This is a genomic window from Pseudomonas sp. GW704-F2, from assembly GCF_059423025.1.
This window is the reverse complement of the sequence record NZ_JBWKXO010000011.1, coordinates 50180-73922: the sequence shown is the minus strand read 5'-3', so window position 1 is coordinate 73922 and position 23743 is coordinate 50180. Positions and strand designations below refer to the sequence as shown.

The following is a 23743-nucleotide window of genomic DNA, read 5'->3' as shown; positions in this document are numbered from 1 at the left end:
ATGAAACCGCTGTTCATTGCCGTGCTGTTGAGCAGTGCGTCTGCCCAGGCCGCCATGGGCCCGTTCGATGTGTACGAGCAGGCTCTGCGCAACGATCCGGTGTTCCTTGGAGCGCTCAAGGAACGCGACGCCGGCCTGGAAAACCGCACCATCGGCCGCGCCGGGTTGCTGCCGCGGCTGTCCTACAACTACAACAAGGGGCGCAACAATTCCGAAGCGCACCTGCCTGACGGGCGTGGCGGCAGCTATCGCGACGCGCGCAATTACAACAGCTACGGCTCGACCTTCAGCCTGCAGCAGCCGCTGTTCGACTACGAAGCCTATGCCAACTACCGCAAGGGTGTGGCCCAGGCGCTGTTTGCCGATGAAAGTTTTCGCGACAAGAGCCAGGCGCTGTTGGTGCGGGTGTTGAGCTATTACACCCAAGCGTTGTTCGCCCAAGACCAGATCGAGATCGCCCGCGCCAAGAAAAACGCCTTCGAGCAGCAGTTTCAGCAGAACCAGCACCTGTTCCAGCAGGGCGAGGGCACGCGCACCGACATCCTTGAAGCTGAATCGCGCTATGAGCTGGCCACCGCCGAAGAAATCCAGGCGCTGGATGAACAGGACGCCTCGTTAAGAGCGTTGGGCGCGTTGATCGGCGTGCAGAGCGTCAACATCCACGACCTCGCGCCGCTCAATCAGCGCTTCGCCGCCTTCAGCCTGACGCCGGCCAACTACGACACCTGGCACGCGCTGGCGATCAGCAACAACCCGACGCTGGCCTCGCAACGCCAGGCCCTGGAAGTGGCGCGTTATGAAGTGGAGCGCAACCGTGCCGGGCACTTGCCGAAGATCACCGCGTATGCCAGTTCGCGCCAGCAGGAATCCGACAGCGGCAACACCTACAACCAGCGCTACGACACCAACACCATCGGCGTCGAAGTCAGCCTGCCGTTGTATGCCGGTGGCGCTGTCTCCGCCTCCACGCGCCAGGCCAGCCGCGCCATGGAGCAGGCCGAATACGAGCTGGAAGGCAAGACCCGCGAAACCCTGATCGAACTGCGTCGCCAGTTCAGCGCCTGCCTGTCGGGCGTGAGCAAGCTGCGCGCCTACCAGAAAGCCCTGACCTCGGCCGAGGCGCTGGTGGTGTCGACCCGGCAAAGCATCCTCGGCGGCGAGCGGGTCAACCTCGATGCGCTCAACGCCGAGCAGCAGCTCTACAGCACCCGGCGCGACCTGGCCCAGGCGCGTTACGACTACCTGATGGCCTGGACCAAATTGCACTACTACGCCGGCAACCTGCGCGATACCGACCTGGCGCAAGTCGATGAGGCCTTTGGGCCGGTGGGCAAGCAGCCGTAGCAGCACCTGGGACGTCATTGCGCTTTCTCGACAACTCCAACAACAGAGAGGCACTACCGATGGGAATCTTTGATTATAAAAACCTTGGCACCGAGGGTTCCAAAGCGCTGTTCGCCGATGCGATGGCGATCACGCTGTATACCTACCACAACCTGGATAACGGCTTTGCCGTGGGCTATCAGCACCACGGCTTGGGCGTTGGCCTGCCGGCGACGCTGGTCGGTGCATTGCTCGGTGGTGCCGACTCCCAAGGCGTGATCCCCGGTATCCCGTGGAATCCCGACTCGGAAAAGGCCGCCCTGGAAGCGCTGCAACACGCCGGATGGACGCCGCTCAGCGCGAGCACCCTGGGTTACGCCGGCAAGGTCGACGCCCGGGGCACGTTTTTCGGTGAAAAGGCTGGCTACACCACCGCGCAGGCCGAAGTGCTGGGCAAGTTCGATGACGCCGGCCGCCTGCTCGAAATCGGCATCGGCTTTCGCGGCACGTCGGGGCCGCGGGAAAGCCTGATCAGCGATTCCATCGGTGATCTGCTCAGCGATCTGCTCGCCGCCCTGGGCCCCAGGGATTACGCGAAGAACTACGCCGGCGAAGCCTTCGGCGGTTTGCTCAAGGCGGTTGCCGAGTATGCCGGTGCCCATGGCCTGAGCGGTTCCGACGTGCTGGTCAGCGGCCACAGCCTCGGCGGGCTGGCGGTCAACAGCCTGGCGGAGTTGAGCGACCAGCGATGGTCGGGGTTCTACAAGGACGCCAACTATGTGGCCTACGCGTCGCCGACCCAGAGCGCCGGCGACAAGGTGTTGAACATCGGCTATGAAAACGACCCGGTATTCCGTGCGCTGGACGGTTCATCCTTCAACCTGTCGTCCCTGGGCGTGCATGACAAACCCCATGAATCGACCACCGACAACATCGTCAGCTTCAACGATCACTACGCCTCGACGCTGTGGAACGTGCTGCCGTTTTCCATTGCAAACCTGCCGACCTGGGTGTCGCATTTGCCCAGCGGTTATGGCGACGGCATGACCCGCGTGCTCGAATCCGGGTTCTACGACCAGATGAGCCGGGACTCGACGGTGATCGTCGCCAACCTGTCCGACCCGGCGCGGGCTACCACCTGGGTGCAGGACCTCAACCGCAATGCCGAGCCGCACAAGGGCAACACCTTCATCATCGGCAGCGACGGTAATGACCTGATCCAGGGCGGCAAGGGCGCGGACTTCATCGAAGGCGGCAAGGGCAACGACACCCTTCGCGACAACAGTGGCCATAACACCTTTCTGTTCAGCGGGCCGTTTGGCCAGGATCGGGTGATCGGCTATCAATCGAGCGACAAACTGGTGTTCACGGATGTGCAGGGCAGCCTGGATTATCGCGAGCACGCCAAGGCGGTGGGCGGCGATACGGTGATCAGTTTTGGCGCGGATTCGGTGACGTTGGTGGGGGTGAGCAACTGGTCGGGGGAGGGCGTCGTGATCGGTTGAAACCGCGTTGGCACGCGGTTCAAACGGTGGGAGCAAGCGGGCTCCCACATGTTTGATGAAGGATGCCGGGAGGGATCAGTCTTCCTTGCGAACCGTGGCCACATCATCGGCCCTGACGCGGATGCGCTTGCCGGCGATGTCGGTGAATTCATAGAAGCCGTCGGCGGTCTTGGTCTTCGGCGTGTCTTTGGTTAAATACTGCGTGCCGTTCTGCAATGTCACTACGGTTTGCGTCGCGCAACCGGCCAATACCAGAAAAGTGAGTGCAACCAGTGGCAGACCCAAATTCTTCATGTTCATAACCCTTACCTTAACCCTGAAAAGTCCCGCGGCCTGAGGCTGCGGGCCATAAATGTTACGCCATCAATTCCCCTATCTGATCACTTTTACGCAAAAAGTTGCGTGCGCCATTTATCTATTACCGATTGCAACAACGCGTCAGCGGCGGCACTCTGTATGCATAACCAGTATTTGATCGCTGCGGACCATGCCCGAACCCCTCGAAAATCCCCTGTATTACCTGCATAACTTCCGTCAGGTACTGGATTGGCTGGCACAACGCTATGCCGATCTGCTCGATGCTGAAGAAGCGCATTTCATTCAGCAATTCGACAGGTTGCCGCAGGCGTCCCAGGCATTACTGGTACGTCTGGTGATGCGCAAGGGCGTGCATTTTCGAGCGGGCAAGCTCAATTACCCGGAGATCGGCTGCGCTCATGCGGCAGCGCGTCCGCTGAAGGCTTTGGGTTGGGTGGATGATCAGTGCCTGCTGGGCTTTGACGAACTGTTCGGGTTGCTGCAAAAGGGCGAGTTGCTGGGCGCGTTCCAGCCGTGGATCGAGCAGCCCAAGGGCAAAAAGGCCGATTGGCTCGAGCAACTGGCGCCGCAGTTCGATGAGCGCCGCTGCTTTGCCCACTGGTGCCCCGAGCTGGATGACGTGCTCTACAGCGTCACTGTGATGGACTTGTGTGATCGCCTGCGTTTGATGTTCTTCGGCAACCTGCATCAGGACTGGTCGGAGTTCGTGCTGGCGGACCTGGGCATCTACACCTACGAAAAAGTCGAGTTTTGCGCGCAGTCCCGCGGTTTGCGCAGCCGCGATGACGTGCTGGGGTTTCTGTTCCTGCACCAGTGCCAGCAAGCCTTTGAGTCCGCGCAGGCGCTGGACAGCGTGCTGGCGCAGATCGCCACGTTGCAGACCGACAACCCCTGGCTGGAAAAACGCCGGGCCAAGCTGTTGTTCCAGGTCGGCCAGTCTTGCGAGCGCAGTGCCGAGTTGGCGTTGGCCGAGCAGATCTACCGGGCCTGTGCTTATCCCGGCGCGCGCGCACGCTTGATTCGCGTGCTGGAGCGCCAGGAAGACTACGCCCAGGCGATGGCCCTGGCATGTGCCGCCCACGAGGCCCCGGAAAGCCCCGCCGAGCAGCAACACCTGCTGCGAGTGTTGCCGCGCCTGCGGCGCAAGCTGGGCGCGCCAGCCGTGCCCAAGGCCAAGCCTCGGGACGTCACGCGCCTGGACCTGGCGCTGCCCCCGCCGCCGCCCTCGATGGCGGTGGAGTATTGCGTGCAGGCGCATCTGAGCGAGCCCGATGCGCCGGTGTACTACGTCGAAAACGGCCTGATCAATTCGCTGTTCGGCCTGCTGTGCTGGGAGGCGATCTTCGCGCCGCTGCCGGGGGCATTTTTCCACCCGTTCCAGCGCGGGCCGGCGGATTTGCACAGCGAAGACTTCCATCAGCGCCGTGCGTCACTGTTTGCCGCCTGTCTCGAGCAACTGCAGGATGACCGCTACAAACACACCATCCGCCAACGGTACGTGGACAAGTGGGGCATCCAGTCACCCTTTGTCTTCTGGAACCTGCTCAGTGAAGAACTATTGGAGCAGGCCTTGGCATGCTTGCCCGCCGAACACTTGCGTTGCTGGTTCGAGCGGCTGCTGCTGGATATTCGCGCCAACCGCGCGGGTATGCCGGACCTGATCCAGTTCTGGCCCGCGCAGAAAACCTACCGCATGATCGAAGTCAAAGGCCCCGGCGATCGCCTGCAAGACAACCAGCTGCGCTGGCTGGAGTTCTGTGGCGAGTGCCAGATGCCGGTCACCGTCTGCTTTGTGCGCTGGGCGCAGTCCGCTTGAGCTACACCGTGGCGGTGCGCGCACTGTGTGAGTTCACGGCCAAGGTCGGCGACCTCGACCTGCGTTTTACCCCGTCGCCCAGCGCCCAGGAAGGCATCGCCGGCCATCGCACGGTCGCCTCGCGGCGCAGCGCGCACTACCAGAACGAAGTGGCCCTGGAAGGCGAGTACGAGGAACTCAAGGTGCGGGGCAGGGCGGACGGCTACGACCCGGACAGCAACCGCCTCGAAGAGGTGAAGACCTATCGCGGCGACCTCGACGCGCAGCCCGCCAACCATCGGCAATTGCATTGGGCCCAGGTCAAGGTCTACGGCTGGTTGATGTGCCAGAAGCTCGGGCTTGCGCATATCGATTTGGCGCTGGTGTATTTCGATATCGTCGGCGAGGGCGAAACCTTGCTGAACCAGCGCTTTGCGGCCGCCGATCTGCAACGCTTCTTCAACCGGCAATGCGCGTTGTTTCTCGGCTGGGCCCGCCAGGAGATGCAGCACCGCGACGCCCGCAACCGCGCCGCACAGGCCCTGGCGTTCCCCCACAGCGCCTTTCGCCCCGGCCAGCGCAACCTCGCAGAGTCGGTGTACAAGGCCGTCAGCACCGGCCGCTGCCTGATGGCCCAGGCGCCCACCGGCATCGGCAAAACCGTCGGCACGATCTTCCCCATGCTCAAGGCCCTAGCGCCCCAGCAACTGGACAAGGTGTTGTTCCTCACCGCCAAGACCCCGGGCCGCAAGCTGGCCCTCGACGCCGCGCAAGTGCTGTACGCCAGCAGTCCCGAGCTGCCGCTGCGCGTGCTGGAGCTGGTGGCGCGGGACAAGGCCTGCGAACACCTGGACAAGGCCTGCCACGGCGAATCCTGCCCGCTGGCCAAGGGTTTCTACGACCGTTTGCCCGCCGCGCGTATCGCGGCCGCCAAGGTGCGCCTGCTCGACCAACGCAACTTGCGCGAGGTCGCCCTGGAGCACGGTCTCTGTCCGTATTACCTGAGCCAGGAAATGGCGCGCTGGAGCGACCTGGTGGTCGCCGACTACAACTACTATTTCGACTTCGGCGCGCTGTTGTTCGGGCTGGCCCAACTCAACCAGTGGCGCGTCGCGGTGCTGGTGGACGAAGCCCATAACCTGGTGGAGCGCGCACGTTCGATGTACAGCGCCAGCCTTGATCAGTACACCCTCAAGACCGTGCGCGATACGGCGCCGGAGCCGTTGAAGAAACCCTTGCAGCGCTTGAATCGTGAGTGGAACGCGTTGCACAAGGACCAACTCGCGCCGTATCAGGCCTACGCGGCCAGACCCGACAAAATGCTCCAGGCCCTGAGCCTTTGCGCCAGCGCCATGGGCGACTATTTCAACGACCACCCCGAGGCACTCAACGGCGATCTGCAGGCGTTCTATTTTGAGGCACTGCAATTTGCCAAGGTCGCCGAGCTGTTCAACGAACATTTCATCTTTGATATCAGCCTGCGTCAGTGGCGCGGCAAGCGCAGCAGTTCCACCTTGTGCCTGCGCAATGTGGTGCCCGCCGAATTCATCCGCCCGCGATTGACGGCGGCGCGCAGCAGCGTGTTGTTTTCCGCCACACTCAGCCCGCGCCATTACTACGCCGACCTGCTGGGCCTGCCGGCGGACACTGCCTGGGTCGATGTGGAATCACCGTTCAATGCCGCGCAGTTGCGGGTGCGGATTGTCGATGAGGTCTCCACCCGGTTCGTGCATCGCCAGGCCTCGCTGGAGCCCATCGTTGAATTGATCGCCGAGCAGTTCGCTCATCAACCGGGTAATTACCTGGCGTTCTTCAGCAGTTTCGATTATCTGCAACAAGTGGCGCTGTTACTCGCCGAGCGACACCCGCACATCGCACTGTGGCAGCAGTCTCGCGGCATGGCCGAAGCCGAGCGCCGGGCGTTTCTCGAACAGTTCACCGAACACAGCCAGGGCGTCGGTTTTGCGGTGCTGGGCGGCGCGTTTGGCGAAGGCATCGACCTGCCCGGTGCGCGCTTGATCGGCGCGTTCATCGCGACCCTGGGGCTGCCGCAACTGAACCCGATCAACGAACAGATGAAGCAGCGCATGGGCGTGATCTTCGGCTCCGGCTACGACTACACCTACTTGTACCCGGGCATTCAGAAAGTCGTGCAGGCAGCGGGGCGGGTGATCCGCAGCCAGCAGGACCAAGGCGTGGTGATGTTGATCGATGACCGGTTCGGCGAAGGGCGGGTGCGGCAGCTGTTGCCTCGGTGGTGGGCGATAGCGACTAAAACGGCTTCCAGGCCAATGCCTGAATAACCACCGGTGACGATGGCAGTCATACCGTGCAAATCTTTACCCGCCAACGCTTGCATAGCGGTTGTCGTGCCGTCGAATCCACTCTCGATAGGGCGTTGTTTATTGATCATAGGGAATTCTCCAGGGGGAGCCGTTATGTTCTCCCCTGGATGCCGGACGCGAAACGCCATAAAGTCCGTATTTCTGTCGCGATCGTCCGGAGTTTTTTTATGGATACCCTGTCCGACGTGGTGGCGCTGTTAAAGAGTCATCGGTCCTATTTCGCCGGCCTCAAGGCTGGCGGTGATTGGGCCCTGGATTTTCCACCGCCGGAGGGCATCAAGTTCAATGCCGTGGTGGAGGGAAAGTGTTGGCTGGAAGTCGAGGGCATGCCCGTACCGATGCCCTTGAGCGAGGGCGATTGCTTTTTGTTGACGCAGAACCGTCCCTGGAGGTTGTCCAGCAACCTTGCACTGGAGGGCGTTGACGCGCGCGCGGTGTACCGTGACGCTGTGGGGGGGATCGCTCGCCTGGGTGAGACTGTGGATCTGTTCCTGATAGGCGGGCGCTTTAGCTACGGTGACGACGCCCGTCTATTGCTGGAGGGGTTGCCGCCGGTGGTGCGTATCAGTGCGAGGTCCGAGCAGGCCAGCGTTTTGCGCTGGTGTCTGGATCGCCTGGCTCGGGAATATGCCAGCCCGATGCAAGGCGCGGCGTTGATGACCGAGCATCTGGCGCAAATGATGTTGGTGCAGATCCTGCGCCTCTATCAGTCATCCATGGGCGCCACTACCACCGGTTGGTTGGCGGCGTTGAACGATCCGCGGTTGGCGCCGGTGCTGCAGCAAATACACGCCGCGCCGGCACGCCGCTGGACCTTGAGCGACATGGCCGGTGTCGCGAGCCAATCCCGGTCGACCTTTGCCCTGCACTTCAAGCAGCGGGTCGGAATGGCGCCCCAGGAGTATCTGACGCGCTGGCGCATGCACCTGGCGTTACAGGCCTTGAACACGTCTGCCAGAAGTGTTTCCTGTATCGGCCAGTCACTCGGGTATCAGTCGGACAGCGCGTTCAGCAGTGCCTTCAAGCGCCTGATGAACTGCTCCCCGCGGGAATACCGCGAGCGAAAGCACGCGCCCCTCGGTGTCTAAACCACCTCCAGGTACGAGCGGTGAATCGCCCGCGCCAATTCGCGTACCGTGTCGATGAATTCCGTCAGGCGGCTGTGCAAGCCTGCTTCGAGGATTTCGTCGATCCCGGTATAGCGCAGCCGCGCTTCGAACTCGGCGGCCAAGCGCTGCGCGGTGCGCCCATAACTGCCTGGCAAGTCCGCCAGAATGTGGCTCAGTTCCTCGATACAGGCATGCAACGAACGCGGCACATCACTGCGCAACAGCAGCAACTCCGAGACCGAGCGTGCATTCAGCGCATTCGGATACAGCTCCGTGTACGCCTCGAATGACGACAGGGCGCGGAGCAGGGCGCTCCACTGGTAATAACCGCGCGCCGACAAGTCGCTGACTTCCTCCGATTCCTCGCCGAACATCTCGTAGCGCGCATCCAGCAAGCGCAAGGTGTTGTCGGCGCGCTCGACGAAGGTGCCCAGGCGAATGAACCGGTAGGCGTCATTGCGCATGATGGTGCCGGACGTCGCCCCGCGAAACAGGTGCGAACGCTGTTTGACCCAATCGCAGAAGTGGCTGATGCCATGGCGCGCCAGCCCGCCGGCGGCGATGCTGCGCATTTCCAGCCAGGTGGCGTTGAGGTTTTCCCACATGTCGGCGGTGATGCGCCCGCGCACGGCATGGGCGTTGCCCCGCGCGGCGCGCAGGCAGTTGTAGATGCTGGCCGGGTTTTCTTCGTCGAGGGCGAAGAAGTGCAGCATGCGCTCGGCATCCAGTTGGCCGTGGCGCTCCAGGTAGCTGTCCAGGGTGCCGCTGCTGAGCAGCGACATCGCCAGTTCGTCCAGGCCATCGCTGCGCCCGGCCTGGGGCATCAATGACAACGAATAACTGACTTCGAGCATGCGCGCCAGGTTCTCGGCACGCTCCAGGTAACGGGACATCCAGTACAGGTCTGCGGCGGTTCTACTCAACATACTCAGCCCTCCTCCACCCAGGTGTCCTTGGTTCCGCCGCCTTGCGACGAGTTGACGATCAACGACCCTTCGCGCAACGCCACGCGCGTGAGGCCACCGGGTACCAGGCGGGTCTCCTTGCCCGACAGCACGAACGGGCGCAGGTCGATATGCCGGGGGGCGATGCCGTTTTCGACAAATGTCGGGCAGGTGGACAGGCTCAGGGTCGGTTGGGCGATATAGGCGTGGGGACGCGCCTTGATGCGTTGGCGGAAGTCCTCGATCTCCGCCGCCGTGGACGCGGGGCCGACCAACATGCCGTAGCCGCCGGAGCCCTGGGTTTCCTTGACCACCAGTTCCGGCAGGTGGGCCAGCACATGGGACAGCTCATCCGGCTTGCGGCACTGAAACGTCGGCACGTTTTGCAGGACCGGTTCTTCGTCCAGGTAGAAGCGGATCATTTCCGGCACGTAGGGGTAGATCGACTTGTCGTCCGCGACGCCGGTGCCGATGGCGTTGGCCAGCACCACGTTGCCGGCGCAGTAGGCCGCGACCAGGCCGGGCACGCCGAGCATCGATTCCGGGTTGAACGCCAGCGGGTCGAGGAACGCGTCGTCGATACGGCGGTAGATCACGTCCACGGCCTTGGGGCCGTCGGTGGTACGCATGAACACCTTGAGATCCTGCACGAACAGGTCGGCGCCTTCCACCAACTCCACGCCCATTTCCCGGGCCAGGAACGCATGCTCGAAAAATGCGCTGTTAAAGCGCCCCGGCGTCAGCACCACCACATTGGGGTTGTCCAGGCGGCTGGCGCTTTTCAGGGTTTTGAGCAGCAGGTTGGGGTAGTGGTCCACTGGCGCGATGCGCTGTTTGGCGAACACTTCGGGGAACAGGCGCATCATCATCTTGCGGTCTTCGAGCATATAGCTCACACCGCTGGGCGTGCGCAGGTTGTCTTCGAGCACGTAGTAGGTGCCGTCGCCATCGCGCACCAGGTCCACCCCGGAAATATGCGAGTAGATGTCGCGGTGCAGATCGAGGCCGACCATCGCCTTCTGGTAACCCTCGTTGCCCAGCACCTGGTCCGCCGGAACGATCCCGGCCTTGATGATGCGCTGGTCGTGGTAGATATCGGCAAGGAACATGTTCAGCGCAGTGACGCGCTGGATACAGCCACGCTCGATGATGCTCCATTCACTGGCAGGGATGCTGCGCGGGATGATGTCGAAGGGGATCAGGCGCTCGGTGTCCTGCTCGTCGCCATACAAAGTGAAGGTGATCCCGGCGCGGTGGAACAACAGGTCGGCTTCGCGGCGACGCTGGTCCAGCAGTTCTGGCGGCGTATTGGCCAGCCAGCGGGAGAATTCCTGATAGTGCGCGCGGCATACACCGTGTGCGTCATTCATTTCATCAAAGAAAGATCGAGCCATTCCAGTACCTTGTCAGTGCCGAGGGAAGCGCGGGGGGGCACTGCCGCTTTGAAAAACGCATTTTTTATGAGCCCGTGGCGCAGGGTGCCATCGGGCCAGGTCCTTACTTTCTTATGGGGTCGGCTCTGGGTCGGGGGGTAACGAATGCTCCTGTATCCGGGCATGACGGGTGAACGATGAATGGACTAAGCAATGCCTGTGCCGAAACCGGCAAAGCGTCTCTATTCCCTTGTGGCGAGCGCGTTCGCTCGCCACCAGGGAACGGCGCGCGCACTACAACAGTGCATACGCGAACTTGAACGTCTCTGAATGCCCGGCCAGGGATTCACCGGAACTTTAACGACCCGCGCAGGGCCTCATCTTGACGCAGGCCGCGCTCTTCAAAAGAGCTACGCTATGTCAAGGCGATCAGAGGAGACGGCCATGTCAAAAGATTCGGAAGAAGACCTCAACGACCCCGGCAACGAAGACCCGGGGTCGCTGATGGATGATGCAGAAGTGCCGCTCAAGGAACCGGATGACGCCGCGGACCCTGGCAGCGGTGAACATCAAGACTGATTGTTCATACCTTGCCAGCGTTGGCCGGCTGCCGGTATGAGGATTAGTTGATCATGTTCCTATCCAGGAGTGTTCGGCGCCAATCCTTATCTGGAGTTGGTGAAGAAGTGATAGGTAGTGCTCCTTCATTTTTTTTATCTGATTACCCAGCAGGTCCGGCGGAGTAATACCCTTGCTCGCATAATATTGGCGCGCTTCACGTTCAATATCGACTATCGGTCCGGATGAGACCAGCTTACCGTCGACAATCTTCGATTCTTTAGCCAACCCATCGAGGCCCAGATGGTACATGTCAGGTCTTTTTGACTGGAGCACGTCATCAAACATTGTTGGGCCTACCGTCTCGAAAATCTTACTTTCGTAGGTGCGAAATTCAGAGGTGTATTGGATTTCCCCTCCGGGCCCTCTGGTGACGGTGGGGCGGTTGCTTTCAAAGTAAGCTTTGTTAGCGGAAAATCGCTTGTTCATCTCCGCTATCATATCGTTAATAACCGGATTGCCAGGCTGCGTCGCAAAGTTACTGGTGTTGTAGAAGGGTTTGTAGTCCGTAATAGTATGGGCGACGGGTCTGTTAAGCAGAATGTCGCTGGAGCCCGCCTTCAATGCGGTAGCGCCAATATTGACTGGAATCGCATCATCGGTGTCGAGGTAAATGCCTCCGTATTTATTCATCAGTGGGTAACGGGCGACATCCGAAGTGGCGGCGAGATTTTTACCTTGCCCCTGTCGAAAATAGTTGTACATTTCAGTGTCTTTCAATTGTTTGAAAAAATCGTCCTCGTGCAGATTCATGACGCTTAGGCCAGGCGCTTGAGTGTGCAATTTGCTTTTGATTTTTTCGAACATCGCCGGGCTGTCCGCATCTACATGGATAATGGATTTATACCCAGGTGCATTGGCAGAGTTGTTGGCGATGTTTTCTATCAGGTTCGGCGGAATGTCACTGCCAGCCCAAAAATAGTGAATCTGTTTGGGGATAGGGTGAGCATCTTTTGGAACCCGTAAAATTGTCGGAGGGGAAACATCAACATATTTAAACGCGCGGGCATCGACTTTTTTTGCGTGTTTAAACTCACTAAGCGTTCCCCGTTGCCATTTTCCTTTGCCACTCCTCCAGAAGTAATCCTGGTCTGGGGCACCGCTTGCTGGTTTGAGGTTGCTGGATTTCCACGTACCGGCATAGATGTTGAAGGTGACATCATGTTCTACGCCCTTGTGGTTCAGCGAATAGGGGCGTGTCGGGTTTCCCGTCAGGTGGATATCGTCCAGCGGGATTAAGTAGGTATTTTCTCCGGGGTTCCAGGGGTTGCCGCCCGCGCCCCCCAGGAGGCGGTCGGTTCTGGAGAGTGGTTCCCATCCGGAAAGCCCCAGATCCCTGACCGGTAGGTCAGGCCCAGTGCGCGTCGGATGCCGGATAACTCGCTGGCCATCCTTGAGGTGTGACTCATAAAACTTACCATCGATTTTTACATATTCTTTTTTACTGCGACCCACGTACACATTGGACTGTAAGCCTTTTGTCGATAACTCTTGGGGCGCAATGTACTTGACCTCATAGCCCAACAAATCGGCGTCCATCGACCTCACATCACCATTGGCCGCGACCCGGCTCGGTTTGAAATCTGTCAGCGGCGGGCCGAAGGCACGTTTATTGATCGCGTCGTAGCGATGCCAATTACCTTGAAACAAAACCACGTTACCTTCGACCGTCTCTTGCCCCACGCTGAATGTGCCGGTTGCTGCCACGCCGTGCTGCTGACTGGCGGTCTTCACCACATCATTACTGCCGATCGAGTGCAGGCTATTGGGGTCATTCAACCTCGGCGTGTCAGCGCTGAAGTTGTCCAACGGCCTGCCGTATGCCTGCTTCGTGAGCGGATCGTAGGCGTACCACTTATTGGTCGCCTCATCGAATTTGCCCAGCGCTTTGCTTTCGCGTGTGCCATTAGCTGTTTTGAGTGTGCCTTCGGCGACATCGGTTTTTTTCGCCAATTCAAGTAGATCGACACTTCGGTAAGAACCGCGCAGATGTTTGACCCCCTTGATCGCTGTGCTGACGCCTTGATGCAGGCCGTTCGCCACGCCGCGAGCCAGGTCGGCAACCCCGTCCAATGGATTGAGTGCGCCCACGGTCGCGCGCCCTATAATCTTGGCGACCTGACCAACCTTGGCAACTGTCGATGCGCCGGCCGCCGCGACTTTCGCGCCTTTTGCCGCGGCTCCCAAGCCGACGGCGAAACCAAAGATATCGAAGGCAAGATCGACAACGCCCCCACCAACATTGCCGTTGGTAAAATTAACAATGGCTGACCGTAACGGGATCAGGTTGAGCGCGATCTCCTCAACGGTCTCATGCAGCGGTACTTCAGAGTCAAAGGTGGTTCTGCCCTTGGCGTACTTCTCCACCGCAGGCAAGTTGATATCCTCTACCAATGCATCAACGATGTATTGGGTTCTAGCGCTACTGAAACTATTGGGTGCGCCTTGTGCATCTTTGTTTTCATGGGTTATCCCCGCTGCATAGTGACCTGCGGGTTTTACCTCATCAAAACGTTTGCCTGCTTTTATAGAATGAACCGTCGGCTCATAGTCCCGATAAGTCTTGTCCGGCAGCTTGGTCACCGTCCCTTTTAGTCGGTCGATTTCATAGCTCATGCGCTGGCCATTGCGCTCAGTCTCGACCAGCAGAACACCGTCTGAAACACGCCTGGGCTGATCGGCGCGGTGGAACGACATTTCTTTGCGGATTGTTATTTTGCCAAACTCCAGATTCTGCCGATCCTCCAGCGGCTGTTTCGAAATAAGGTGCTTGAGCTGCGCGGCGGTCGTTGTTTTGACGGCACTGGAGTAATCCGAGAACGTCTCGTTGAATATCTCCGTCGGGCGCGGTAATTCGTTAAGCCGTTCCAGCACATCGCTAATGCTGAACCCGTCCGAGGAGGACACCCATGCGCTGGGACGACCGTCCGGCCGCAGAGTGACGCCGCCAAATGTCAGTAGGTTCACGAAACCACGGCCCGCTTCCCCCCAATTATCCGCTGAGTCCGGTGCGCCTTTGAGTCCTCGACCATCGATATACATGTCCAGTATCGAGTAAGGCCCGGGGAAGTGCCGGTTGGAAGGCTGCAGGGTGATAGTTTTTTCTTCGAACAGTTCCGGGTCGACGTGAGGCAGCGCTACTTTTAACTGTTCCAGCGCAATGCCCCTCGTCGTCGGCATTTGCCCGATGTGCGTTTGCGCAGCCTCTCTCAACTCTCGAATCTGCGCGCTGTAGGCCTCGCGGGCAGTCGTCATTGAGGCATCCGTCGACGGGTAATCCATACCGTTGGCAACGCTCCAGTGTTTGATTGCGTCGGTCTGGGCGACATATTCGACAGTGCGTTCGTCGTCAGAGATCGGCGCAACGCTGGCTTCGAGCATAACGTCGGCGTAGCTCATCGACGCCGTGTTTCCTGGCGCTTTCGCTTCGATTCGGGCAACCGCCGTGGCAAGACTGACCCAGCTGTGGGTGCCCACGACGACGCCTTCCGGGATGTCCTTGATCAGGAACTCCGGTGCCCGGCTGGCCAGTAACAGGTGAGCCTGAATCGTGGCCTTTTCCGGGGATGAGGCTTTGCCTTTGGCGACCAGGTGATCCTCCAGCTCCTTGACAACCGTCGACGGTGATTTGCCCGAGTTCTCCGCCGAGACCAGCCGATAGCCTTCAATTTGACCAGGGGCTTGGTGATCGACGTCGTCGCCAGAGACGCTGGCGCTTTCGCTGTTCAGGGCCGTGAGCAGCCAGTCAGAAGCACTGCCTTTGACACCCCGCGTCTCGAACGCAGTTTGAATGGCCTCACCCAGCGCCTTGCCTCTGGGCGATGTGATCCAGGTATCGATCAGCCTTCGCGGGTTGCTCTGTTCCGCCGCGGAAATTGTCCTGCCGCTCAGCAGGTAGTCCAGGACATTTTTTGACGGTCCTAAGTCAATATCGCCAATTTTGCCTGTACCAATATCTGCCTTCAGCTGTTGCAGGTCTCCCTGATCCAGCGGCACAGGCCAAGCCAGCGCTCCGCCGAGGTTACCGTGCGCTGGCATCTTGGGCGCCGGGGTTGAGAGGGCGGTTGCGAGGTTCTCCAGCTGTTCGTGATGGGTGGGAATATGCCAGCCATGATCTTCCAGGAATTGCACGAGGCTGACCCTGTTCGATTGGCTAGCACTGATGGGTTGGTAGGTGCTCGGGGAAGACAGAGAGAGCGTCCGCCTCTTCAATTCGCCCGGGATTTGCTCGGGATTGCGGATGTCCACGGACTTTGCCAGGTGCCGCAGCTCGTTGATGGCCTCATACCGATTCAGCACATCGCCCACCGTGGCTTCCTGTTTTTGGAGCGCGTCCGCGCTACGCGATTCAATCAAGTCTGCCGCGCTGCTCGGGTCGAGGCGTGAAAAACCTTGGTCCCGGTCGAGTTCTTCAGCGCGCCTGCGCATCGCCGGTCCTGTAAGGTCTTGCCGCTCTTGATAAAACCGCCCCACCATAAACCAAGGTGCGGATTCACTGAGATCACTTGCCGGCGGCGTGAAGGCCGTATCCTCGTGGCCCGCGTTGATCACGCGCGCGGCCTGGAGGATGGGGCCGCTGATCGCGCCCCAGCGCCTGTCGTCTTGCCCGACGGTATGCAGTTTCTGCTCGGGATCAACCGAAGGCTTGAGCTTGAAGGTGATCGTTCCCGATTCCGGTTTGAGTGTTATCGACTCAGCATTAATACCTTTGTCACGCATCCACTGAACGACGTCGGGTGATCGAAAGGCGGCACGCAACTGCCCCCACCACCGACCGAATGAGGAATCGGCAGGTATCGGGCGGATGTTGATATTGCTCTCGCGATTGGCCGCCAGCAGCAACGCAGTACTGTATTCGGCCGCCAATGCGCGATCGCCTTCGGTACGAGCGTCGCCTGCCGACTCGGTGGGGGCAGGGGCTTCGCGTTTGTGTCTGGCGAGTGGCAGGTGGGATAGGGCGAATGGCTGGGGTTGTGCGGTGATGTGCGTGGAAACACTGGTCATGAGGTCTGTCGCCTGAGGTTACGAGATGACGCCAGGGGGGCAGTGCCCGTGGCATTAACCTTGTGTAGCGACAGAAGCGGTCTTGATTCCTTCGTTCAGCCAAAACACCGTTACCCGGTATTACGCAGTGCCAGGCGCAGGTGCGGTTCACCCTGCTTACAGGCGTTCGCGCAACAGACGTTTTCGGTTCGGTATGAATACACTCAAACGAGTGTATGGAAGGCAAGGGCGGCGCGCCGCCCTTTTACCGTGCTGCTACTCAGAGCTTCACGCTGCTGATCACTTGGGTAGCGTCATCCGGATTGGTGACGGTGTGGAAGCCCAACGCGTTGGTCAACTCACGCAACGGGGTGTTGCTCGCTTCATCCACGGTGTACATCGACGTGAAGTTGTTTGCTTTCGCCGCGGTCATCAGGTGTTGCATCAAAATGTGCCCAAGTCCCAGGTGCTGCCAAGGGTCCGCCACGGTGACCGCGCATTCGCATTCGTGCTCTTTGGCCGCGGCATAGCGCGCAACGCCGATTTCGATCAGTTTGCCGTTGTCATGCACCAGGGCAATAAACGCCACGCGTTGCTGATTGTCGACGTCCATCAATTGATCGAGCAGGGTCTTGCCGGGCTCGTTGATTTCGCCGAGGAAGCGCGCGTGCCGGGACTCGCGAGACAAGCTCTTGATGAAGTTATATTCGCGATCCCGGTCTTCGATTCTCAGCGGGCGCACCAGCACATGGCGGCCGTCATTGAGCTTATCGATCCAGTGCGGTTCCGGGCTTGTTTTATAGGCGATGGCGGCTTGTCTGTTGTGCTCTTCGACGGTAAGCATGGTGTGAGCTCCGAGGTTTGGGGGCGACAGGAGCGGCCCCCTGTTGCTTCGGTTCTACGCCTTTGCCGACAGATAAAGCTGATTTGGATCAGATGAGGCCCTGTTACTCGGGACCATGCCGATGACAGCCGGATATGAACGTCTTGAGTTTCGCCAGGTCGAGAATCTCGACATTGCGTGCGCTGATATGCACCAGGCCCAGTTTGCGTAACTGCGCAATGCTGCGGCACACCGTCTCCAGGCGCAGGCCCAGATAAGAGCCGATCTCTTCTCGTCTCATGCGTAATATAAAAGATCGCGATGAATAACCACGCGTACTCATACGCATTGATATATTCAATACAAATGCACAAAGCCGCTCATCGGCGTTCATATTACCCATCTGCAATAACATGCCGTGATCACGCACAATTTCGCGGCTCATGATTTTGTTCAAGTTATGTTGCAACGACGGTATTTGACCGGCCAGTCGCTCCAGTTGGTTGAAGTGCAGAGGGCACACTTCGCTGTCTTCCAGCGCAATCGCGTTGCAGGCATGGGTGTCGGCACTGATGGCGTCGAGGCCGAGCATTTCCCCGGCCATCTGGAACCCGGTGACTTGCTCGCGACCATCCATGGACAGTATGCAGGTCTTGAAGAATCCGGTACGCACGGCGTAAAGCGAGCGTAACGGATCAGCGGTGCGATACAGCGAAGCACCTTTTTTGACTTTGACGCGTTGTGGAATCAATGTGTCCAGGCGACCCACTTCGATCTCGGTCAAACCCAGGGGTAAACACAACTCTAAAACGCTGCAGCTCGCGCAGGTTGTTTTTAAATGTTGGACTTGTACAAGAATTGGAGTTGACTTCATCACAAAAGCCTCTTGCACATACACATATACATTCCTCTCACTTAACATCCAAACATTGGAGAAAGATAGGTGCAAGGTTTATATATTTGAACCGCTGATCGCTTTTGAGTGCAATAAGCCTCGCTATGCCACCCTAATGAATGCCTTTGACATGCCCCTCGCTGCGAGTGTGCAGCGAGGGTGTGCATACGTTGCCGCGCTCAGTCGAGCACTTCCGGTTTAACCATCCACACGCTGCAAGGCATTTTGTACAGCAGCATTTCGGCGGTACTGCCGAGCAGGCGCGATAGGCCGCGATGACCGACCCGGCCCATGACGATCACATCGACGTTGTAGGCATCGGCATAGCTGGACAGCACTTTCGCCGGGTTACCCAAAATCATATGGCGCTGCGCCGGCGGAATACCGTTGCGCGCGGCCAAGTCATTGAAGGCCTGCCCCTGTTCGTCGAACAGCCGTTTGGCGGCCACCGAAGAGAAGAACCCGGCACCGCTGCCGAATCCATACTCCTGAGCGCCGAGATCGGACAGGTCATGGGCATAAATCACCTCGACCTCGGCATCACAGGCTGTCGCCAGTTTGACGGCTTCATGCAGGATGCGGTCGTTAAGGCTGTCGTAGTGCTCGTCGTGATGGAACGGGTCGACGGCCGCGACGATCTTGCGCGGTAACGCATGGGGCGCACCGCTGACAAAATGCAGTGGCACCGGGCATTCGCGAATCAGGTGGACGTCCAGCGGCGTAAACAACAAGCGCGACAACAGGGACTCATGCTCCAGCGCCTTGATCACCACGGCCATGGGCTCTTCCTTAAGACGAATCAGAATTTCCTGCAGCGGGCGCTCCACCCACGCCACTTCGGTGGTGACGGTCAGGCCGAGGTTGCGCAAAGGCCTGGCCTGATCCTCCAGCCACTGGTGATGGCGCTCTACATAGCCAATTCGCATCTGTTCCAGCGCCTGCTCGTTGACCAGGCCGGCGGTAGCCAGGCCTTCCAGGTAATCGAAGGCGAGGATGTGCAGCGCGGCGCCTTCAGCCTTGGCCAGGGCGGCGGCCCGGTCGAAGGCGGGGCTGTGTTCCATCAGTGGCGAAACCAGCAGTAAGAAACGTGCTTGAGCAGACATGGGCAATCTCCCTTGGGTAACCAGCAGATAGCATCGGGCAATGATACTTACTCTAGATCATGGCGCCGGGCGCCGGCGCCGGTTTGACTTGCATCAAGTCGCCTTGAGCCAGCGCACGCTCAGCGACATCCGGCCGGGTGTCTCGATCAATCAGAGGATTGTTGATAATGATCAACCCCCGTGTTGTCATCGCGGTGCAGTCTGGATGTCATTCAGGCTTTTCCAGACGCAGGAGATCACGCCGTGGCAACCATGAGAGCAGCTGTCTTCGTTGAAAAAAACCGCATCGTCCTCGACGACAAACCCATCCCCGAAGTCGGCCCGCTGGACGCGTTGGTGCGTATCACCACCACGACCATCTGCGGCACCGACGTGCATATCCTGCGCGGTGAGTACCCGGTGGCCAAAGGGCTGACCGTGGGCCATGAACCGGTGGGCGTGATCGAGCGGCTGGGCTCCCAGGTGCGCGGTTTCGTTGAGGGGCAGCGGGTGATCGCCGGCGCCATCACGCCCAGCGGGCAGAGTTATGCCTGCCTGTGCGGCTGCGGCTCCCAGGACGGCCCCGACACCCGGCATGGCTTTCGCGCGGCCGGCGGCTGGAAGTTCGGCAATACCATCGACGGCTGCCAGGCCGAATACGTACTGGTCCCCGATGCGCTGGCCAACCTGTGCCCGATCCCCGATGGGCTGAGCGACGAACAGGTGCTCATGTGCCCGGACATCATGTCCACCGGCTTTTCCGGCGCCGAGCGCGGTGAGGTGACCATCGGCGACACCGTCGCGGTCTTCGCCCTCGGGCCGATCGGCCTGTGCGCGGTGGCGGGCGCCCGGCTCAAAGGCGCGTCGATGATCATCGGTGTCGATGGCGTCAGCGAGCGCATGAACGTCGCCCGCAGCCTGGGCGCCACCCATATCGTCGACTTCAAGAAAGGCAATGTGGTCGAGCAGATCATGACCATCACCGACGGCCGTGGGGTTGATGTAGCGATCGAGGCCCTGGGCACCCAGGGTACGTTCGAGTCGGCATTGCGCGTGCTGCGTCCGGGAGGGCGGGTCTCCAGCCTGGGGGTCTACTCCAGCGACCTGCACATTCCCTACGACGCGTTCAGCGCCGGCTTGGGGGATTACAGCATCGTGTCGACCCTATGCCCCGGCGGCAAGGAACGCATGCGCCGCTTGCTGGCCGTGGTGGCCAGCGGCGGGGTGGATCTGTCGCCCCTGGTGACGCACCGTTTCAAGCTCGACGATATCGAGGCTGCCTATGAGCTGTTTGCCCATCAGCGCGACGGTGTCATGAAGGTCGCGATCACGCCCTGAAGGCGCCTGTAAATGACGCAAACCCTCGGGCTGGCCGGTGCCGCCGCGGCGCTGGGCATCGGCATGCTGATCGGCCTTGAGCGCGAACGCCACAAGGGCCAGGGCGAGTTGCGCGCGTTTGCCGGTTTGCGCACCTATTCGATTACCGCGTTATTGGGCTACGTCTCGCAGCAAGTCGGCGGTGGCCTGTTGCTGGGCCTGATCGCCGGGTGCCTGGCCGTGATCGTCAGTACCGCTTACTGGAAGAGCCGGGACAACGACCCGGGGATCACCAGTGAAGTGGCGTTGCTCACGGTGCTGCTATTGGGCGCCTGGTGTGGGGTCGCTCCCGAACAGGCCACGGCCGTCGGCGTGGTGGTGGCCGGCCTGCTGGCCTATCGCGACAAGTTGCACAACTTTGCCCGCAGTCAATTGACCGATGTTGAAATGCGCGACGGCCTGTTGTTGTTGGTCGTTGCGCTGGTGGTCCTGCCGTTGGCGCCGGATCGCTTTATCGGCCCCTACGGCGCGCTGAACCCGCGCACTATCTGCACGTTGACGGTGTTGTTGATGGCGGTCGGCGCGGTGGGGCACGTGGCGGTGCGCGCGCTGGGGCCACGTTATGGCTACGTCGTGAGCGCCATTGCTTCGGGGTTCGCCTCCAGTACCGTGACCGTTGCCGCCATGGGCCAGATGGTCGCCAAAGAGCCGGAGCACCTGCGCATCCTCGCGGCGGCGGCCATTTTCTCGAATATTGCGACGGTGGCCCAGGTGGCGCTGATCCTCGGCACCGTGGAACCGGCACTGCTGTCGCAGATGGCCTGGCCACTGCTCGCCGGGTTTGCCACCACCGCGTTGTACGGTGTGTGCCTGATGTGGCACGCGCCGACGGCGGCGGCCAGCCAAACCATCAAGGTGGGCGGCGCATTCGACCTCAAGCTGGCGCTGATCATGGTCGTGACCCTGACCGGCATTACCTTCTTGTCGTCGCTGATGCTCCATCACTTCGGCCAGGTCGGCGTGATATTGACTGCCACCCTGAGTGGCTTTGCCGATGCCCACGCGTCCATCGCCTCGATCGCGGCCCTGGCCACCAGCGGCCAGCTGTCCCTGGAGGCCGCGTCCATCCCGGTGTTGCTCGCGGTCAGTTGCAACGCGCTGAGCAAGTGCGTGGTGGCCGGGGTCAGCGGCGGTCGTTACTTCGCGGTGTATGTGATCGTCGGCCAGGTCTTGCTGGTCGGCGCGATGTGGCTGGTCACATGGGCCGGCTGATGCTCCGTCAGGCAGGGATTTCCAGGGTCGCCCGCAGGCCGCCGGCCGCCAGGTTTTCCAGGCTGACCTGGCCGCCCAGGCGTTGGGCGATGGTTTGTACGATGGTCAGGCCCAGGCCTGCGCCTTGGGCATTGCCACGGCTGTAGAAGCGTTCGAACAGGCGCTCGCGCTGGTTTTCGTCGATGCCAGGGCCCTGATCGTCGACGGTAAGGGCAAAACGCATGGCGTTCTTGCGCAAGCCCACGGTGATCACCCCGTGTTCCGGGGAGAAATTCGCGGCGTTGGTCACCAGGTTGGTCAGGGCGATATTGATCGCGGCGGCGTCGGTATTCACCGGGCACGGGCCATCCTCGACGTCGAATACCAGCTCAAGGCCTTTGCTCAACAGCCACGGGGTCAACTGAATCAGGGTTTCGCGCACCGTTGTCGCCAGGTCGATGGCCTGTACCGGCGGTTGCCCGGCGCTGGGCTCCAGGCGCGCCATGGTCAGCAATTGGTTGACCAGGCGGCTGGTGCGGTCGACGCCGGCGATCAGAAAGGCCAGGGACTCGCGCCGTTCGGTTTCTGTGCCGGCTTCCAGCAGGTTCTGGGCATGCACGCGCAATACCGCCAATGGTGTACGCATTTCATGGGCCGCATCGGCAATGAAGCGCCGTTCGCGGCCGAGCATTTCCTGGATCTGCGCGAGCATGCGGTTGAGCGCCGCCTGCATCGGCTCAAGCTCCGTGGGCAGCGGCGTCAGTTGCATCGGTTCGAGCGAGCCCGAATGCCGCGCGCGCAGGGTGGCGGCCATATCGGCCAGGGGCTTGAGGCCCCAGCCGATCGCCAGCCAGACCATCGCCGCGAGAATCAGGCTGCCCAGCACGTTGGGCCACAAGGTATGCCGCACGATGCGTTGCACCAGGTCGTCGCGCACGTCGTCGCGCTCGCCCACCCAGATCCGCAGGCCGTTGTCCTTGTCCTTGAGCACAAAGCCGCGCCATTGACGGCCGTTCAGGTCTTCGACGTTGCTGAAGCCCGGCTGGGTGGGCGCGGGGACAAATGACGGGGCGCTGGCGGTGAACACCAGCAGTTCGCCCTTGGGGTTCCACACCTGGAAGGCGACTTTGCTTTCGTAGGGGTGCCCATCCACTTTGGGCATCGCTTCGCCCAAGGCTTTGTTGAATGCGCGGTACAGGTCTTCCTGGTCCTGACTGGCCAGCGGCATGCTCATCACGCCCTGGAGCAGGCGGGCGTTCTGCGCCAGTTGCGCGTCATAGACTTCGGCGATTTCGTGGTTGCTGTCATGCAGGTTGAGCGCGCTGATCAGCAGCAGACCGGCGAGCAGCAGGCCGATGATCAGGGTCAGGGTTCGCCGTCGTATAGAAGTCATCCGCGCTCCTCAACCAGATAGCCGACGCCGCGAACGGTGCGGATCAGCTCGCTGGAGAACTTCTTGCGCAGGTGATGGATATGCACTTCAAGGGTGTTGCTTTCAGCTTCTTCGTTCCAGCCGTAGAGCAACTGCATCAACTGGTCGCGGGTCATGACGCGGCCCGGTGGCGACAGCAGTTCGTGCAGCAGTTGATACTCCTTGGGGGTGAGCAGCACCGGTTCGCCGTGGTAGCTGACCTGTTGCGTGCTCGGGTCCAGGCAGATGCCCGCGTGCTCGATCATCACCCGTGCGCGCCCGGCGCTGCGGCGCAGCAACGCGCGCAGGCGCGCCTTGAGCTCGGCCAGGTCGAAGGGCTTGATCAGATAATCGTCGGCGCCGGCGTCCAGCCCGGCGATCCGGTCTTCGGTGGCATCCCGTGCCGTGAGGATCAGCACCGGCAGGTTCGAGCCGCTGTCGCGCAAGCGGCGCAGCACCTCCAGCCCATCCATGCGCGGCAGCCCGAGATCGAGCACCGCCACGTCAAAGGTTTCGCTGAGCAGTGCATGTAATGCACTGCTGCCATCTTTGAGCCAATCAACGGTGTAGCCTTCCCGCACCAGCGCCTGGTGAATACCTTCACCCAATGCTTCGTCATCCTCGATCAGTAATAGGCGCACGCGGACTCCC

17 protein-coding genes are annotated in these 23743 nt (G+C 60.6%); 8 read left to right on the top strand and 9 right to left on the bottom strand.

Features of this window, described 5'->3' with window-relative positions:
* Positions 1-1344, top strand: a complete 1344-nt coding sequence (locus AC07W0_RS12015; protein WP_102617465.1) for a TolC family outer membrane protein — start codon at positions 1-3, stop codon at positions 1342-1344.
* A 59-nt stretch (positions 1345-1403) separates the two neighbouring features.
* Positions 1404-2828 (top strand): polyurethane esterase, encoded by a 1425-nt coding sequence (locus AC07W0_RS12010; RefSeq protein WP_046484174.1) that lies wholly within the window; start codon positions 1404-1406, stop codon positions 2826-2828.
* Positions 2829-2903: 75 nt separating this feature from the next.
* Here the strand turns inward: AC07W0_RS12010 and AC07W0_RS12005 are convergent, their stop codons facing one another.
* Positions 2904-3128 carry a YgdI/YgdR family lipoprotein gene (locus AC07W0_RS12005; RefSeq protein ID WP_017845718.1) on the bottom strand — a complete coding sequence of 75 codons (225 nt, stop codon included), beginning with the start codon at positions 3126-3128 and terminating at the stop codon, positions 2904-2906.
* Between the two features lie 187 nt (positions 3129-3315).
* On the opposite strand from AC07W0_RS12005, the gene AC07W0_RS12000 reads away from it, so the two are divergent.
* From AC07W0_RS12000 to AC07W0_RS11990, 3 genes are all read left to right on the top strand, one after another.
* On the top strand, positions 3316-4962 hold the full coding sequence (locus AC07W0_RS12000; protein WP_102617464.1) for a VRR-NUC domain-containing protein: 1647 nt from the start codon (positions 3316-3318) through the stop codon (positions 4960-4962).
* The gene (locus AC07W0_RS11995; protein ID WP_102617503.1) at positions 4959-7244 is read left to right on the top strand and encodes an ATP-dependent DNA helicase; all 2286 of its coding nucleotides are present in this window, start codon (positions 4959-4961) and stop codon (positions 7242-7244) included. Before AC07W0_RS12000 ends, AC07W0_RS11995 begins: the two co-directional genes overlap by 4 nt.
* A gap of 209 nt (positions 7245-7453) precedes the next feature.
* Complete coding sequence (locus tag AC07W0_RS11990) at positions 7454-8374, top strand: AraC family transcriptional regulator (RefSeq protein WP_046383354.1); 921 nt, start codon at positions 7454-7456, stop codon at positions 8372-8374.
* On the opposite strand, the gene AC07W0_RS11985 is transcribed toward AC07W0_RS11990, so the two are convergent.
* Both AC07W0_RS11985 and AC07W0_RS11980 read right to left on the bottom strand, forming a co-directional pair.
* Positions 8371-9321 (bottom strand): alpha-E domain-containing protein, encoded by a 951-nt coding sequence (locus AC07W0_RS11985; RefSeq protein WP_017845722.1) that lies wholly within the window; start codon positions 9319-9321, stop codon positions 8371-8373. The genes AC07W0_RS11990 and AC07W0_RS11985 overlap by 4 nt on opposite strands.
* A 2-nt stretch (positions 9322-9323) precedes the next feature.
* Entirely contained in the window at positions 9324-10733 is a 1410-nt protein-coding gene (locus tag AC07W0_RS11980) for a circularly permuted type 2 ATP-grasp protein (protein ID WP_102617463.1), read from the bottom strand.
* A gap of 423 nt (positions 10734-11156) precedes the next feature.
* Here AC07W0_RS11980 and AC07W0_RS11975 point away from each other — a divergent pair, with 423 nt between their 5' ends.
* Positions 11157-11291 (top strand): hypothetical protein, encoded by a 135-nt coding sequence (locus AC07W0_RS11975; RefSeq protein ID WP_256350977.1) that lies wholly within the window; start codon positions 11157-11159, stop codon positions 11289-11291.
* 51 nt (positions 11292-11342) lie between these two features.
* On the opposite strand, the gene AC07W0_RS11970 is transcribed toward AC07W0_RS11975, so the two are convergent.
* The 4 genes from AC07W0_RS11970 to AC07W0_RS11955 form a co-directional block, all read right to left on the bottom strand.
* A complete protein-coding gene (locus tag AC07W0_RS11970) occupies positions 11343-16334 on the bottom strand; it encodes a glycosyltransferase family 32 protein (protein ID WP_102617462.1) in 4992 nt (1663 codons plus the stop codon).
* 259 nt (positions 16335-16593) lie between these two features.
* Positions 16594-17157 carry a GNAT family N-acetyltransferase gene (locus AC07W0_RS11965; RefSeq protein WP_046383356.1) on the bottom strand — a complete coding sequence of 188 codons (564 nt, stop codon included), beginning with the start codon at positions 17155-17157 and terminating at the stop codon, positions 16594-16596.
* A 103-nt stretch (positions 17158-17260) separates the two neighbouring features.
* Positions 17261-18010 carry a helix-turn-helix domain-containing protein gene (locus tag AC07W0_RS11960; protein WP_046484252.1) on the bottom strand — a complete coding sequence of 250 codons (750 nt, stop codon included), beginning with the start codon at positions 18008-18010 and terminating at the stop codon, positions 17261-17263.
* Positions 18011-18210: 200 nt separating this feature from the next.
* Positions 18211-19134, bottom strand: a complete 924-nt coding sequence (locus AC07W0_RS11955; protein WP_046484182.1) for a universal stress protein — start codon at positions 19132-19134, stop codon at positions 18211-18213.
* Positions 19135-19377: 243 nt separating this feature from the next.
* Here AC07W0_RS11955 and AC07W0_RS11950 point away from each other — a divergent pair, with 243 nt between their 5' ends.
* Together AC07W0_RS11950 and AC07W0_RS11945 are read left to right on the top strand one after the other, a co-directional pair.
* Positions 19378-20451, top strand: a complete 1074-nt coding sequence (locus AC07W0_RS11950; RefSeq protein ID WP_026139872.1) for an NAD(P)-dependent alcohol dehydrogenase — start codon at positions 19378-19380, stop codon at positions 20449-20451.
* A gap of 12 nt (positions 20452-20463) precedes the next feature.
* Positions 20464-21702 carry an MgtC/SapB family protein gene (locus AC07W0_RS11945; RefSeq protein ID WP_102617461.1) on the top strand — a complete coding sequence of 413 codons (1239 nt, stop codon included), beginning with the start codon at positions 20464-20466 and terminating at the stop codon, positions 21700-21702.
* 7 nt (positions 21703-21709) lie between these two features.
* Here AC07W0_RS11945 and AC07W0_RS11940 read toward each other — a convergent pair whose 3' ends face one another.
* Together AC07W0_RS11940 and AC07W0_RS11935 are read right to left on the bottom strand one after the other, a co-directional pair.
* On the bottom strand, positions 21710-23074 hold the full coding sequence (locus AC07W0_RS11940; protein ID WP_017845732.1) for a sensor histidine kinase: 1365 nt from the start codon (positions 23072-23074) through the stop codon (positions 21710-21712).
* Positions 23071-23733, bottom strand: coding sequence for a response regulator (locus AC07W0_RS11935; protein WP_017845733.1), 663 nt, complete (start codon positions 23731-23733; stop codon positions 23071-23073). The genes AC07W0_RS11940 and AC07W0_RS11935 overlap by 4 nt, the downstream gene beginning before the upstream one ends.
* Positions 23734-23743 lie beyond the last annotated feature (10 nt).

Bases quoted from the DNA above. Each gene is read 5' to 3' on its own strand.
- AC07W0_RS11960 (WP_046484252.1), bottom strand. From the start codon at position 18,010: ATGAAGTCAACTCCAATTCTTGTACAAGTCCAACATTTAAAAACAACC.
- AC07W0_RS11940 (WP_017845732.1), bottom strand. From the start codon at position 23,074: ATGACTTCTATACGACGGCGAACCCTGACCCTGATCATCGGCCTGCTG.
- AC07W0_RS11975 (WP_256350977.1), top strand. From the start codon at position 11,157: ATGTCAAAAGATTCGGAAGAAGACCTCAACGACCCCGGCAACGAAGAC.
- AC07W0_RS12005 (WP_017845718.1), bottom strand. From the start codon at position 3,128: ATGAACATGAAGAATTTGGGTCTGCCACTGGTTGCACTCACTTTTCTG.
- AC07W0_RS11955 (WP_046484182.1), bottom strand. From the start codon at position 19,134: ATGTCTGCTCAAGCACGTTTCTTACTGCTGGTTTCGCCACTGATGGAA.
- AC07W0_RS11965 (WP_046383356.1), bottom strand. From the start codon at position 17,157: ATGCTTACCGTCGAAGAGCACAACAGACAAGCCGCCATCGCCTATAAA.
- AC07W0_RS12010 (WP_046484174.1), top strand. From the start codon at position 1,404: ATGGGAATCTTTGATTATAAAAACCTTGGCACCGAGGGTTCCAAAGCG.
- AC07W0_RS11970 (WP_102617462.1), bottom strand. From the start codon at position 16,334: ATGACCAGTGTTTCCACGCACATCACCGCACAACCCCAGCCATTCGCC.
- AC07W0_RS11980 (WP_102617463.1), bottom strand. From the start codon at position 10,733: ATGGCTCGATCTTTCTTTGATGAAATGAATGACGCACACGGTGTATGC.
- AC07W0_RS11985 (WP_017845722.1), bottom strand. From the start codon at position 9,321: ATGTTGAGTAGAACCGCCGCAGACCTGTACTGGATGTCCCGTTACCTG.
- AC07W0_RS12015 (WP_102617465.1), top strand. From the start codon at position 1: ATGAAACCGCTGTTCATTGCCGTGCTGTTGAGCAGTGCGTCTGCCCAG.
- AC07W0_RS11945 (WP_102617461.1), top strand. From the start codon at position 20,464: ATGACGCAAACCCTCGGGCTGGCCGGTGCCGCCGCGGCGCTGGGCATC.
- AC07W0_RS11990 (WP_046383354.1), top strand. From the start codon at position 7,454: ATGGATACCCTGTCCGACGTGGTGGCGCTGTTAAAGAGTCATCGGTCC.
- AC07W0_RS12000 (WP_102617464.1), top strand. From the start codon at position 3,316: ATGCCCGAACCCCTCGAAAATCCCCTGTATTACCTGCATAACTTCCGT.